Origin of the sequence: Comamonas sp. SCN 65-56, assembly GCF_001724135.1 — a bacterium.
Taxonomy (GTDB): Bacteria; Pseudomonadota; Gammaproteobacteria; order Burkholderiales; family Burkholderiaceae_C; genus Comamonas_C.
In genome coordinates this window covers 19,871-33,609 of the sequence record NZ_MEDS01000011.1, presented here as the reverse complement: position 1 = coordinate 33,609, position 13,739 = coordinate 19,871, and the positions used below count along the sequence as shown (strand labels likewise).

8 protein-coding genes are annotated in these 13,739 nt (G+C 63.9%); 4 read left to right on the top strand and 4 right to left on the bottom strand.

Features of this window, described 5'->3' with window-relative positions:
• Positions 1-4: 4 nt before the first annotated feature.
• Entirely contained in the window at positions 5-2,527 is a 2,523-nt protein-coding gene (locus tag ABS45_RS07770; protein ID WP_291554720.1) for a PAS domain S-box protein, read from the bottom strand.
• 161 nt (positions 2,528-2,688) lie between these two features.
• Between ABS45_RS07770 and aceE the strand changes: the two genes are divergently transcribed.
• Genes aceE through lpdA form a run of 3 tightly spaced genes read left to right on the top strand, consistent with a single transcriptional unit; the run spans position 2,689 to position 8,914 of the window.
• Entirely contained in the window at positions 2,689-5,388 is a 2,700-nt protein-coding gene (gene aceE / locus ABS45_RS07765) for a pyruvate dehydrogenase (acetyl-transferring), homodimeric type (protein ID WP_291554718.1), read from the top strand.
• A gap of 15 nt (positions 5,389-5,403) precedes the next feature.
• Positions 5,404-7,077 carry a dihydrolipoyllysine-residue acetyltransferase gene (gene aceF, locus ABS45_RS07760; protein WP_291554716.1) on the top strand — a complete coding sequence of 558 codons (1,674 nt, stop codon included), beginning with the start codon at positions 5,404-5,406 and terminating at the stop codon, positions 7,075-7,077.
• 13 nt (positions 7,078-7,090) lie between these two features.
• Positions 7,091-8,914 (top strand): dihydrolipoyl dehydrogenase, encoded by a 1,824-nt coding sequence (gene lpdA / locus ABS45_RS07755; RefSeq protein WP_291554715.1) that lies wholly within the window; start codon positions 7,091-7,093, stop codon positions 8,912-8,914.
• 72 nt (positions 8,915-8,986) lie between these two features.
• On the opposite strand, the gene ABS45_RS07750 is transcribed toward lpdA, so the two are convergent.
• The 3 genes from ABS45_RS07750 to ABS45_RS07740 are packed head-to-tail and all read right to left on the bottom strand — an operon-like array spanning position 8,987 to position 11,819.
• Complete coding sequence (locus ABS45_RS07750) at positions 8,987-10,642, bottom strand: FAD-dependent protein (protein ID WP_291554713.1); 1,656 nt, start codon at positions 10,640-10,642, stop codon at positions 8,987-8,989.
• 21 nt (positions 10,643-10,663) lie between these two features.
• Positions 10,664-11,488: an HDOD domain-containing protein gene (locus ABS45_RS07745; protein ID WP_291554829.1), complete on the bottom strand. Its 825-nt coding sequence runs from the start codon at positions 11,486-11,488 to the stop codon at positions 10,664-10,666.
• Positions 11,489-11,543: 55 nt separating this feature from the next.
• Positions 11,544-11,819: a hypothetical protein gene (locus ABS45_RS07740; RefSeq protein WP_291554711.1), complete on the bottom strand. Its 276-nt coding sequence runs from the start codon at positions 11,817-11,819 to the stop codon at positions 11,544-11,546.
• A gap of 641 nt (positions 11,820-12,460) precedes the next feature.
• On the opposite strand from ABS45_RS07740, the gene ABS45_RS07735 reads away from it, so the two are divergent.
• Positions 12,461-13,723: a replication initiation factor domain-containing protein gene (locus ABS45_RS07735; RefSeq protein ID WP_291554709.1), complete on the top strand. Its 1,263-nt coding sequence runs from the start codon at positions 12,461-12,463 to the stop codon at positions 13,721-13,723.
• Positions 13,724-13,739: the final 16 nt, after the last annotated feature.

Below are 13,739 nucleotides of genomic sequence, written 5' to 3'. Positions count from 1 at the left end.
CTTTTCAGGTGGTTGATGCTTCGATTTCGGTAGTAGCACCTTCAATGCTGGCAAGCGGCAGCCAGAAAGTGAACAAGCACCCCGTGATCTCTTTTCCATTGTAGAGGTTCTGCGCCTGCAGTCTGCCCTGGTGCGATTCGACGATGCTGCGGCACAAATTCAGGCCCATGCCCATGCCTTCGCTCTTGGTCGAGTAGAAGGCCTCGAAGAGGTGTTCCAGCACGTCGACGGGCAGGCCGGGCCCGGTATCTTCGACGCTGAACTGGATCACATCCGCATCCTCCACCTGGCGCGGCACCACGCGCAGCTCCACGCTGCGCCGGCCGGTGGGGCGATTGGCATGGGCAATCGCTTCGGCGCCGTTCTTCATGAGGTTGATCAACACCTGCTCGATCAGGATGCGATCTGCCATCACCGGCGGCAGGCGCGCTGCCACATAGTGCGTCAGGCGCACGTTGTGGCGGCGCAGCTCTATGGTGGCGAGTTCGATCGCCTCGGCAACCATGTCCGGCACCTGGGCCAGCTGGCGATTGGGTGCGCTCTTCTTCACGAAGGCGCGGATGCGCTGAATGATCTGGCCGGCGCGCTGCGCCTGGTGGGCGGTTTTCTCCAGCGCGCCCAGCAGCGCCTCCTCGCTGATCTGCCGGCTCTCCAGGCGCGAGATCATGCCGCTGCAATAGTTGCTGATGGCCGTGAGCGGCTGGTTGAGCTCGTGCGCCACGCTCGACGCCATCTCGCCCATGGTGATCAGGCGGCTCACCGATTGCGTGCGCTCGGCCTGGTGCGCGGCGATCTCCTGCGCCCGCCGGCGGGCGGTGATGTCGGTGGCAATCACCATCTGCGCCAGGCGCCCGTCGACCCAGTGCAGGTAGCGCGAACGCACCTCCAGCCATTTGCCCAGGTCGGTCTGGTAGATCTCGACGTTGTCGGACTGTACCGAGGTCATGGCGTGGCTGGGCAGACCCATCAGGCCGTCCTCGTCGTCCTCCTCGGGCGCGTGCACCACGCCGGCCTGCATCACCAGCTGCAGGTGGCCATCGGTCTGCGAGCCAAACCACTGGCGGTACAGGCGGTTGGCAAACAACAGCTCCTTGCTGCCCAGCGGCGCGACGGACACCGAGGCGTCCAGCGATTCCATCACGATGGTGAAGCGCTCGTGCGATGCGACCAGCTGCTCGCGCACGCGGTTGGGCTCGGTGATGTCGGTCATCGAGGTCATCCAGCCGGTGTGCCGCCCATGCCCGTCGATCAGCGCGGAGACATACAGGCGCGCGTCAAAGATGGTGCCGCTCTTGCGCTGCACCCGCACCTGAAAGCCGCCGGGCGCTGCTTCGCCCGAAAGCTCTTCGTTGAGCTTGCTCTGCTGCGCGTTGCGCTCGGCCTCCGGCCAGTAGCTGTAGGGCGGTGTCTGCCCGACCAGCTCTTCGGCGGTCCAGCCCGTCATCTGGCAGAACGCCGCGTTCACGTAGGTGATCCGGCCGTGCAGATCGAGCGCGCGCATGCCGGTCAGGATGGAGTTTTCCATCGCGCGGCGGAAGTTGGTCTCGGCAATCAGCGCTTCCTGGGTCTGCAGGCGCCGGCGCGTGTGCCGCCAGGTACCGAGCAGCAGCCAGGCCGTCATCACGCTGAGCATGCCGACGAGCCAGAACAGGCTGCTGCCGACCACGCCCAGCGACGTTCTGTAGGCCTGTGCGCGCAGCAGCAGCGATTGACCGGGCAGCTCCAGCACCGCTTGGTCATCGTTGGGCGCCTCGCTCCACGGCAGCAGAGTGCGGCTGCGCTGCACCAGGGGCGTACCGGCGAGCAACTGATGGTCCCTGGTGAGCAGGGTCACGGCATAGCGCGCCAGCACTTCCGTCGGCGTGCCATAGCGCAGCAGGCTGTCAAAGGAATATTCGGCCAGCAGCGCGCCGCTGAATCGCCCCTGGGTGGTGAGCGGCACCATCAGCGCCAGCAGTGGCGGGTTGTCGTTGCCGGCCGTCTGGATCGGCAGATAGGTGGGCTGCTCCAGACGCTGCATTTCGCGAAAGCTGTTGGCCGTTGAACCAAAGTGCAGCACCTCACCGGCCAGCCGCAGCTGGTTGCTGGCGAGATTGGGCGCGGCCTGGCTCATGCGGATGCGCCCGGCGGCGTCTATCCACGTCAGTGCCTGCACCTCCGGGTATTGCGCGATCAGAAGGTCGGCCTGCGCCGCGAAATCGGCGTCGCCCATGCTGCGGGTGGAGAGCTCGCGGGCAATGCGCAGCACCTGTTCCTGGCGCTCGGTGAGCCGCAGCCGCAGCCGCTGCTGGGCGTACTCGGTATCGCGTCGCAGGGCATCGCGCTCGCGCTCCATTTCCTCGGAATGCAGATACCAGAAGGAGGCGACGATCGCCAGAAAAAACAGGAATACGGCAACCAGCGGCGCCAGTGCGGCAAACCGGTCCTGGCGATGTGGCGCCAGCCCGCGCCACCAACGGCGCCACCGCGATGGGGAGCGCTGCACAGTCTGCGGCGCAACTGAGGCGCGCAAGCTAGGGGAAACCATGAGGGAAGTTTATCGGTGGATGCTGCACACCCGATAAAAGCGTCGTGGTTTTCTTGAAAATATCACATTATGGAAATAATAAACGCTATTTGAAATTTTTCGAAATTGTGCGACACTCGCGGCGATACCCTGATCACCACGCAGCATTAAGGAGACCCAAGATGAGTGACTCGACCCCTGGCCGGGCGGCGGCCGATTCCGATCAACAAGAAACGCGCGAGTGGATGGAGGCGCTTTCCGCGGTGATTGACAAGGAAGGCCCGGAGCGGGCGCATTACCTGCTGGAACAGCTGCTGGAGCACGCGCGTGAGCATTCCATCGACATGCCGTTCTCCGCCACCACGGGCTACGTCAACACCATTGAGCCCGAGGAAGAAATCCGCAGCCCCGGCAACCTGGAGATCGAAGGTCGCCTGCGCGCCTACATGCGCTGGAATTCCATGATCATGGTGGTGCGCGCCAATCGCCTGCACCCCGACGACGGCGGCGACCTGGGCGGGCATATCGCCTCCTACGCCTCGGTGGCGCACATGTTCGAAGCCGGCTTCAACCACTTCTGGCACGCCGAAAGCGCCGAGCGCGGTGGTGATTGCGTGTATTTTCAGGGCCACAGCTCGCCCGGCATCTACGCCCGCGCGTTTCTGGAAGGCCGCTTGACGGAAGACCAGCTGCTGCATTTTCGCCAGGAGGTGGGCTACAAGAAGGGGCTCTCCAGCTATCCGCACCCGTGGCTGATGCCCGATTTCTGGCAGTTCCCCACGGTCTCCATGGGCCTGGGGCCGCTGATGGCGATCTACCAGGCACGCTTTCTCAAATACCTGCATGCGCGCGGCATCGCCAATACCGAGAACCGCAAGGTCTGGGTGTTCCTGGGCGACGGCGAGATGGACGAACCTGAGAGCACTGGCGCGATCCGCCTGGCATCACGTGAAAATCTCGACAACCTGATCTTCGTCATCAACTGCAATCTGCAGCGCCTGGATGGCCCGGTGCGCGGCAACGGCAAGATCGTCCAGGAGCTGGAAGGGCAGTTCCGCGGCGCGGGCTGGAACGTCATCAAATGCCTGTGGGGCAGCAACTGGGATCCGCTGCTGGCGCGCGACAAGGATGGCGCGCTCAAGAAGGTGATGATGGATACGCTGGATGGCGACTATCAGACCTTCCGCGCGCAGGACGGCGCCTACATCCGCGAACACTTCTTCGGCCGCGATCCGCGCTTGCTGAAGATGGTCGAGCACCTGAGCGACGACGATCTCTGGGCGCTGCGCCACGGCGGCCACGATGCGCAGAAGGTGCATGCGGCCTTCGCTGCCGCCTCCAAGACCGCGGGCCAGCCCACGCTGATCCTGGTGCGCACCATCAAGGGCTACGGCATGGGCGCGGCGGGCCAGGCCAAGAACCCGGCGCACCAGATCAAGAAACTCTCGGACGACGCAGTACGGGCGTTCCGCGATCGTTTCAACATTCCGGTGCCCGACAGCGAGCTGGAAAAGCTGCCGTTCTACAAGCCGGCGGACGACACGCCCGCCATGCAGTACCTGCACGCCCGGCGCAAGGACCTCGGCGGCTATCTGCCGCATCGACGCGAAAAATCCGATGAGAGCTTCACCGTGCCGGCGCTCGACGCCTTCAAGGCGGTGCTCGACCCGACGGCCGAAGGGCGCGAGATCAGCACCACGCAGGCCTTTGTGCGCGTGGTGGTGCAGCTGCTGCGCGACAAGGCGCTGGGCCCGCGCGTGGTGCCCATCGTCGTCGATGAGGCGCGCACCTTCGGCATGGAAGGGATGTTCCGCCAGATCGGCATCTACAACCCGCAAGGCCAGCTGTACACGCCGGTGGACAAGGGCGAGGTCGCCTACTACAAGGAAGCCAAGGACGGCCAGGTGCTGCAAGAGGGCATCAACGAGCTGGGCGGCATGTCCAGCTGGATTGCCGCGGCCACCAGTTACAGCACCAGCAACCGCATCATGCTGCCGTTCTATGTCTACTACTCGATGTTCGGTTTTCAGCGCTTCGGCGATCTGGCCTGGGCGGCGGGCGATTTGCATGCGCGCGGCTTTCTGCTCGGCGGCACCGCCGGGCGCACCACGCTCAATGGCGAGGGCCTGCAGCACGGCGACGGCCAGAGCCAGATATACGCGGCGACGATTCCCTCGTGCATCAGCTACGACCCGTCGTTCGCACACGAAGTCGGCGTCATCATGCATGAGGGCATGAAGCGCATGATCGAGCGTCAGGAGGATGTGTACTACTACCTCACCATCCACAACGAGAACTACGCCATGCCCGGCCTCAGGCCCGGCACGGAAGAACAGATCATCAAGGGCATGTATTTGTGCCAGCCGGGCGCCGAAGGCGCCAAGCGCGTGCAGCTCATGGGCAGTGGCACCATCTTGCGCGAGTCGCTGGAAGCGCAGAAGCTGCTCGCCGCCGATTGGGGCGTGCAAGCCGATGTCTGGAGCTGCCCGAGCTTTACCGAGCTGGGCCGCGATGGCGTCGATGCCGAACGCTGGAACCTGCTGCATCCGGGCGAGGCGCCGCGCGTGCCTTTTGTCGCGCAGCAGCTGGCGGCGCATGCGGGGCCGGTGATTGCGTCCACCGACTGGGTTCGGGCCTATCCGGAGCAAATCCGCCCGCACCTGCCCAAGGGCCGCAGTTTCACGGTGCTGGGCACCGACGGCTTTGGCCGCAGCGATTTCCGCTTCCGCCTGCGCGAGCACTTCGAGATCGACCGCCACTACATCGTGCTGGCCGCGCTGAGCGCGCTGGCGGACGAGGGGGCGATCGACCGCGGCAAGGTTTCGGAGGCGATCCGCAAGTACGCGATCAAGACCGAAAAGATCAACCCGCTGCACGCCTGAAGGAGGGACCTTGCCATGGCACTCAAGGAAGTCAAAGTCCCCGATATCGGCGATTTTTCAGAAGTCGGCGTGATCGAGCTGCTGGTGCAGCCCGGCGACACCATCCAGGCCGAACAGAGCCTGATCACCGTCGAGTCCGACAAGGCGTCGATGGAAATTCCATCGACCGAAGCCGGCATCGTCAAGGAGCTCAAGGTCAAGCTCGGCGACAAGATCAGCGAGGGTTCGGTGGTGCTGATCGTCGAGACTGCGGATTCAGCATCCAATCGGTCTCCAGCGCCCGTCAGTCAAGCGCAATTAGCTACTGCAAGCGTAGCATCTGCACCTGTACAGGCGAACGCGGCGCCTGCTGCAGCACCCGCGTCAGGCGCCACCGGCCGCATCGAAGTGCGCGTGCCCGATATCGGCGATTTCAAGGATGTGGCCGTGATCGAGCTACTGGTGGCCGTGGGGGACACGGTCAAGGCCGAGCAATCACTGTTGACGGTGGAATCCGACAAGGCGTCGATGGAGATCCCCTGCAACGCCTCCGGCGTGGTCAGGGAGCTCAAGGTCAAGCTCGGCGACACGATCAATACGGGCGATCTGGTGGTGGTGCTCGAAGGCGCCGTTGCACCCGCGGCGACGCCTGCACCCGCCGCCGCTGCCCCGGCAGTGCCTGCGCCCGTGGTGGCAGTTGCTGCAGCGGCACCGCTGGTATCACCGCCCCCGGCTGCCAGTGCACCGGCGCACCAGCCCGGTGGTTCGCTGCTCGGGCTGCCGCATGCCAGCCCCTCGGTGCGCAAGCTCGCGCGCGAGTTCGGCGTGCCGCTGGCGGAAGTCAAAGGCACTGGCCCCAAGGGGCGCATCACGCCGGAGGATGTCCAGTCCTTCACCCGCTCCGTGATGGCGGGCAGCGTGCAGACCCAGGCACAGGCTGCGCGCGCACCGGCCGGCGGCTCCGGCGTGGGCTTGGATCTGCTGCCCTGGCCCAAGGTGGACTTCGCCAAGTTCGGCGCGATCGAGGCCAAGCCGCTGTCGCGCATCAAGAAGATCAGCGGAGCCAACCTGGCGCGCAACTGGGTGATGATTCCGCACGTCACAAACAACGACGAGGCCGACATCACCGAACTCGAAGCCTTCCGCGTGCAGACCAACCAGGAAAGCGCCAAGGCCAAGAGCGATGTCAAGGTCACCATGCTCGCCTTCGTCATCAAGGCGGTGGTCGCGGCGCTCAAGAAATTCCCCGAGTTCAACACCAGCCTGGATGGCGACAACCTGGTCTACAAGCAGTACTACCACATCGGTTTTGCCGCCGATACGCCCAATGGCCTGGTGGTGCCGGTGCTCAAGAATGCGGACCAGAAGGGTATCTTGCAGATCAGCCAGGAAATGTCGGAACTGGCCAAGAAGGCGCGCGACGGCAAGCTGGGCGTGGCCGACATGCAGGGAGGCTGCATATCCATCTCGTCGCTCGGCGGCATCGGCGGCACGCACTTCACGCCCATTATCAACGCGCCCGAGGTGGCCATCCTGGGCCTGTCCAAGAGCCAGATGAAGCCGGTGTGGGACGGCAAGGCCTTTGTGCCGCGCCTGACGCTGCCACTGTCGCTGTCCTACGACCACCGCGTGATCGACGGCGCGGCGGCCTCACGCTTCAACGCCTATCTGGGCCAGGTGCTGGCGGACTACCGCCGCATCCTGCTGTGAAAGGAGCCCGGACATGGCAGTGATGGACATCAAGGTCCCGGACATCGGCGACTTCAAGGATGTGGCGGTCATCGAGGTGCTGGTCGCGGTGGGTGACACCATCCGCGTCGAGCAAAGCCTGGTGACGGTGGAGAGCGACAAAGCGTCGATGGAGATTCCCTCGTCCGCCGCGGGCGTGGTCAAGGAGCTCAAAGTCCAGCTCGGAGACAAGCTCAGCGAAGGCAGCGTGCTGCTGACGCTGGAGTCGGCAGAGGCTCCCGTAACGGCTCCAGCATCAGAGCAAAAACCGGCTCCAGCGCCCACCAGTCAATCGCCAGCAGCTCCTGCACCGATAGCAGGCAGCTTTGCCGGCAGCGCCGACCTGGAATGCGACGTGGCGGTGCTGGGTGGTGGCCCGGGCGGCTATTCGGCGGCGTTTCGCGCGGCCGATCTCGGGCTCAGGGTGGTGCTGATTGAGCGCTATGCGACGCTCGGCGGCGTGTGTCTGAACGTGGGTTGCATCCCGTCCAAGGCGCTGCTGCATGTGGCGGCGGTGATGGATGAGGTCAGCCACCTGAAGGCTGCGGGCATAGACTTTGGCGCGCCCAGCGTCAACGTCGATACCCTGCGCGGCCACAAGGAAAAGGTGATCTCCAAGCTCACCGGCGGCCTGGGTCAGATGGCCAAGATGCGCAAGGTCACGATCGTGCGCGGCTATGGGCATTTCCTCGGCAGCCACCACCTGGAGGTGGAGGAAACGACAGGCAGCGGCCAGGACAAGACCGGCGCCAAGAAGGTCGTGCAGTTCAAGAACGCCATCATCGCCGCCGGCAGCCAGGCCGTGCGTCTGCCCTTCATGCCCAACGACCCGCGCGTGGTGGACAGCACCGGCGCGCTGGCGCTCGCTGGCGTGCCAAAACGCATGCTGATCCTGGGCGGCGGCATCATCGGCCTGGAGATGGGCACGGTGTATTCCACGCTGGGCGCGCGCCTGGACGTGGTCGAGATGATGGACGGCCTGATGCAGGGCGCCGACCGTGATCTGGTCAAGGTCTGGCAGAAGATGAACGCGCCGCGCTTCGACAACATCATGGTCAACACCAAGACCGTGGCGGCCGAGGCCACGCCGGAAGGCATCAAGGTCACGTTCGCTCCTGCCAAGGACGGCGTCACGGTGCCCGAGCCGCAGACCTACGACCTGGTGCTGCAGGCGGTGGGGCGCTCGCCCAACGGGAAGACGATCGCCGCCGACAAGGCGGGGGTGGCGGTGACGGATCGCGGCTTCATCGACGTGGACATTCAGATGCGCACCAACGTGCCGCATATCTTTGCCATCGGCGACATCGTCGGCCAGCCCATGCTGGCGCACAAGGCGGTGCACGAGGCCCATGTGGCGGCCGAGGTCATCGCCGGCGAACTGCAGGGCAACAAGGAGCTGGCGGCAGCTGCCTTCAACGCCCGCGTCATCCCCAGCGTGGCCTACACCGACCCCGAGGTCGCCTGGGTCGGCCTGACCGAGGACCAGGCCAAGGCGCAGGGCATCAAGGTGAAGAAGGGCCTGTTCCCCTGGGCGGCATCGGGCCGCGCCATTGCCAACGGTCGCGACGAGGGATTCACCAAGCTGCTGTTCGACGATTCGCCCGAGGCCCACGGCCACGGCAAGATCCTGGGCGGCGGCATCGTCGGCACGCACGCCGGCGACATGATCGGCGAGATTGCCCTGGCCATCGAAATGGGCGCAGACACGGTGGACATCGGCAAGACCATCCATCCGCACCCCACACTGGGCGAGAGCATAGGCATGGCGGCCGAGGTGGCGCATGGCAGCTGCACCGACGTGCCGCCGCAGAAACGATAGCGGTTGTGGCACAGGGCTCGGCCTGCCACCGGTCGGGCGCTGTGCCGCAATGGGCGATTGCTCTGGCGCGACCTACGCCGCGTGCACCAGGCTGCGTGCCAAGGCTTCCGCCACCTTGATGCCATCCACGCCGGCGGACAGTATTCCACCGGCATAGCCTGCACCTTCGCCTGCGGGATACAGGCCGCGCACATTCACGCTTTGAAAGTCCTCGCCACGCGGAATGCGCAGCGGTGACGAGGTGCGCGTTTCCACGCCCGTCAGTACCGCATCGTGCATATCAAAGCCCTTGATCTTGCGGCCGAAGGCTGGCAGCGCCTCGCGCAGCGCAGCGATGGCGTAGTCGGGCAGGGCGGGGCTGAGATCGCAGGGTGTGACCCCGGGCTGGTAGGACGGCTGCACGCTGCCCAGCGCTGTGGAGGCGCGCCCCGCAATGAAATCACCCACCAGCTGCGCCGGAGCGCAGTAATCGCCACCGCCCAGCACAAAGGCGCGCGATTCCAGCTCGCGTTGCAACGCGATGCCCGCCAGCGGGTGAGGGCGCTCGCCCATGGACGCGGGAAAATCGTCCGGCGTGATGCCGACGACGATGGCTGCGTTGGCGTTGCGTTCGTTGCGCGAATACTGGCTCATGCCATTGGTGGCGACGCGCCCCGGCTCACTGGTGGCGGCGACCACTGTTCCACCTGGGCACATGCAGAAGCTGTACACCGCGCGGCCGCTAGCGCCTGCGCCGGTGACATGGTGTACCAGCCGGTAGTCCGCAGCGCCCAGCAGCGGATGGCCGGCATGCCGGCCCCAGCGCGCACGGTCGATCACGCTCTGTGGATGCTCGATGCGAAAGCCGATGGAAAACGGCTTGGCCTCCAGCTGGACACCGCGCGCCTGCAGCATCTCGAAGCTGTCGCGTGCGCTATGTCCCAACGCAAAAATCGCGTGATCGGCGCGCAGCTCATGGGAATCGCCACTGCGTTGATCGAGCACCATGAGTCCGCGCAAATGGCCATCCTCGAGCAGAACGTCGGTCACCTTCTGTTCAAAGCGGATCTCGCCACCCAGCGCAATGATCTGCGCGCGAATGGCCTCGACAACCTTGACGAGCTTGAAGGTGCCGATATGCGGATGCGCGATCTGCAGGATATCCGGCGGTGCACCGGCATTGACCAGTTCCTGCATCACCTTGCGGCCGAGAAAGCGCGGGTCCTTGATCTGGCTGTAGAGCTTGCCGTCGCTGAAGGTGCCGGCGCCACCTTCGCCGAATTGCACATTGGATTCCGGATTCAGCTGCTTTCTGCGCCACAAACCCCAAGTGTCCTGCGTGCGCTCGCGCACCGCCTTGCCGCGTTCCAGCACCAGCGGCTTGAACCCCATCTGCGCCAGCAAGAGGGCGGCAAAAATCCCGCAAGGACCAAATCCAATGACTACAGGGCGGGGCGCGGCGGCTCCCGCGTGCACCGGCATCTGGTAGCGCATGTCGGGCGCGGCCTGAAGATGCGGATTGGCCGCATGGCGCCGCAGCAGTTCGGCGGCCAGGACCGGGTCGCGCAGCTGCACATCGGCGATGGTCACCACCATGAGCTCGGACTTGCGCGCGTCGAAGCTGCGCTTGAAAACATCCAGGTGCGCCACGGCTTCAGGCGCAACGCCAAGCACCCGGGCAGCGAGCTGCAGCAGGTCGCCATCCGCATGGTTCAGCGGCAGTTTCAGTTCAGACAGGCGCAGGCGCATCACACGGCCCTCGCAAGGCCATCAGACGAATTCGCCTGCATTGGGCTGTGCCTTCCAGTCAATGGGGTCTTGCTGCAGCACCGTATCGATATCCATCTCCAGCACCACGCCCACTTCTCCCGGAAAGGTGGCGGCCAGTTCGCGCTGGCCCAACCCGGCCTCGCGCGCCCGCGCACGCCACGACGCCAGATGAAGCACTGCTGCCAGTGGTTCGTAGGTCTCGCCGTCAAACGGGGCGCTGTGGCCGCCCAGGGTATCGACGAGCTCCGCCGGAAAGCGCCATTGGCGTGCCATCGCAGCGCTGACCGCCGCATAGTCGTAGCCCCAGATGCGCCGCTCGGCCTTGGTGCGGCGAAGATCCAGCGGCCCGGCAACCGTTGTGACCGACTGGCAGCCCAGAGGATCGCGCAAATGCAGGACCAGTTCGCCCAAGCCGTGGAGCAAACCCGCAGCGTAGGCCAGCGCCTGATTGCGCCCGACAACGCCCGCCAACGACCGCATGATCCGGGCCGTGTTGACGCTGTAGCGCCAGAAGTGCTGGAGGTTCACACCCGGCACGGAGCCTGAGGTGGTACCCAGAAACGCTTGCGATGCAAACAGCCGCAGCTGCGCCGTATCCAGCAGGACCATGGCTTCCGCGATGCTTCCCACCTTGCCGGAAAGCGGATGCGATTGCGCATTCGCTTCTTGCAGCAAGCGTGCCGCCAGCACCGGATCGCCGCAGAACCAGCGGTTGACACGCCGCAAATTGGGTTCTGGTTGCGCCAGCTCCGTCGTCAGCAGCGCAAGCACGCGCGGCAGGCTGGGCAGTGTGCTGTCGGTGGCTAGTACGTCAACGAGGTCCATCACGTGTCGGTGTCAGGAGGCAATCCGGTGGTGTTTCAGGCTACCCATCATTTATTTAACATAATATACAAAGCCGGCGCGCTTCGGCCAGCAGGGTAGTGCGTACCTCGGGCGCCTTCACGCGCTCGGCGATCTGGTCAAGTATGACGCCAGCGGGCGCTATTCCAAGTGCAGAAGCTACAGATAAGCTAGCGGCTTCGTCCAGTGTTGAACCTTTTGCGCGATAGGTGCTGATTGCGTTGCGCGAGATTCCTAGTGCTTTCGCGGCTGCATAGTCGCTCTCGATTCCGAGCGATTTTTTCACGCGGTCGATCCATTCTGCGGCTTTCATTTGGTGCCTTTCTGTTGCGTTTTCGGTACGTAAATGCTAGTTGAACGTTCTATAACCCGCAACTGTTCTATGGTTTAGAACTAGTTCTTGAATTTAGAACGCATGATCCGCTCCAACCAAGGAGCCGACATGCACTCTCTTTCGCCTTCCCTCGTTTGCGTCCCTGCTGCCTCATCGTCGCGAGACGAAGCGGCGCGCTTGTCGGCTCTGCTCGCTCAGCAGCAGGGGCGCAACCTTCGCGGACCTCTTGCGGGATTTTTCAAAAGCCCGTGCGGTGTCTGGCTGTCCCTTGATGCCAAGCTCGCGGGCCTGCCGTGGCGCAGAACTCTCGTTGCCGTGACTCGTCGCAACCTCTTGGGCGGGGCCTTCCAATGACCACCGCGATAGGGATCGTTACCCGAATGGGTCAAGACCGAAGCGAAGCGAAGAGGCTTGGTCACGAAGTGATAGAGCCCGGTGCCGAAGGCAATCGCCAGGCTTGGCTATCCATTGCCGATTTCCTCGCACGACAAAACCTCGTTTCGGTACTTTCTGCGCGCGCTGCAGCCTGCGCGGATGGCGGCAAGCGGAGCGCCGCCGACGCGCGGGCGGCGGCGTGCTCTCTGGCCGTCCCCGATGGTAATCACGGGGAGAACAATTAAATGACTCGCCCGGCTAGTTCAGTCCTGAACCGGCATGCCGGAACATGTTCCCTCGTTCTTGATGGGAACCAAGTCAAGGCGCGGCTGATTGCTGAGCGTACTGAAACCAAGGTAGCGGTGCATGTCGATTGGCTGCGCTTCACCTGCCTGCTGCGAAATGCTCCGGCTCCTGATCCTGCGCTTCTAAACCCGGTCGGTACTGAAAACGGCGGTGAACCGCTTGCGCAATTTGAGCGGGAAAACGGAACCTTGGAACAGCGAGCCTATGCGCGCTTCCTTCGCAATCTGTATCAGTTTCCTGACTCCGACTATGCGCCAGCGGTTCAAGCCCATCAGCTTGCGCAAGCGGTTGCAAACTGCCTCGGTGAAGGCTTCACGGTCAACCCTGAAATCCGCAAGGGTCATGACTTCTACCGTCATCGCCTGAGCATTGAACGAGCGGGCGAAGAATGCGGTTGGGTCGGTTTCCTCGCCAGTGGCGAAAGTCCGCGCCAGCAGGCGCAATCCAAAACCCTGCACGTCAACCTTTACGGTTCTGCGTGCACCTTCGCGCAACCCGGCTGGCGTGGTGCGCTCGCCTTCGTGATAGAGGGCGTCGAAGGAAACATAACGCGCTGTGACCTGGCGCTTGACTTCTTCGATGGTCTGTCCGGCGGCATGCTCCGGGTGAAGTCCGACTATGAAACCGGGCTGTGTGACGTGGGCGTCAAGCGTCCCAAGTGCAACATGGTTGGCGACTGGTGCGCGGGCCATAGCCGAAGCTTCTATATCGGCTCCAAACAAGCCGGAAAGCAAACAAATGTCTACGAAAAGGGCCATCAGCTTTTCGGCGAAAAAGATGCTACCGGCTGGGTTCGCATTGAACTGCGATACGGCAACAAGCTCCGGGTCCTGAGTGCGGACATGCTCCGGCGTCCTGCCGATTTCTTCGCCGGTGCCAGCGACTGGCATGCGGCAATGCTTCGTGAAGCGGAATTCACGGCAACGCCTGAACCTGTTCCCTGCGAGCGAAAGCTCGCGGAACAAACCGTAGAAGCAGAAGTAACGCGCAATCTGCGCTGGATTCGTAACGTTGCAGCGCCATCCCTCGCGCTCGCGTTCCGCTACCTGAAAGAAAACACCTTTCTTGACCTCGTGATAGGGCAGGGCTTGCCCGGTCGCCTGCGTCGATTTACCCGCGATGAAGTCGGAAGCGCTTACAGCTTGGCATTCCATCGCACAAAGAAGGCCGCAAGCGCTGGTCCCGCTTTCGCATCAGCCTAAATCACGACCGAAAAAG

Coding starts and splice junctions, on each gene's coding strand:
- ABS45_RS07770 (WP_291554720.1), bottom strand. CDS start 2,527: ATGGTTTCCCCTAGCTTGCGCGCCTCAGTTGCGCCGCAGACTGTGCAG.
- aceE (WP_291554718.1), top strand. CDS start 2,689: ATGAGTGACTCGACCCCTGGCCGGGCGGCGGCCGATTCCGATCAACAA.
- aceF (WP_291554716.1), top strand. CDS start 5,404: ATGGCACTCAAGGAAGTCAAAGTCCCCGATATCGGCGATTTTTCAGAA.
- lpdA (WP_291554715.1), top strand. CDS start 7,091: ATGGCAGTGATGGACATCAAGGTCCCGGACATCGGCGACTTCAAGGAT.
- ABS45_RS07750 (WP_291554713.1), bottom strand. CDS start 10,642: ATGCGCCTGCGCCTGTCTGAACTGAAACTGCCGCTGAACCATGCGGAT.
- ABS45_RS07745 (WP_291554829.1), bottom strand. CDS start 11,488: ATGGACCTCGTTGACGTACTAGCCACCGACAGCACACTGCCCAGCCTG.
- ABS45_RS07740 (WP_291554711.1), bottom strand. CDS start 11,819: ATGAAAGCCGCAGAATGGATCGACCGCGTGAAAAAATCGCTCGGAATC.
- ABS45_RS07735 (WP_291554709.1), top strand. CDS start 12,461: ATGACTCGCCCGGCTAGTTCAGTCCTGAACCGGCATGCCGGAACATGT.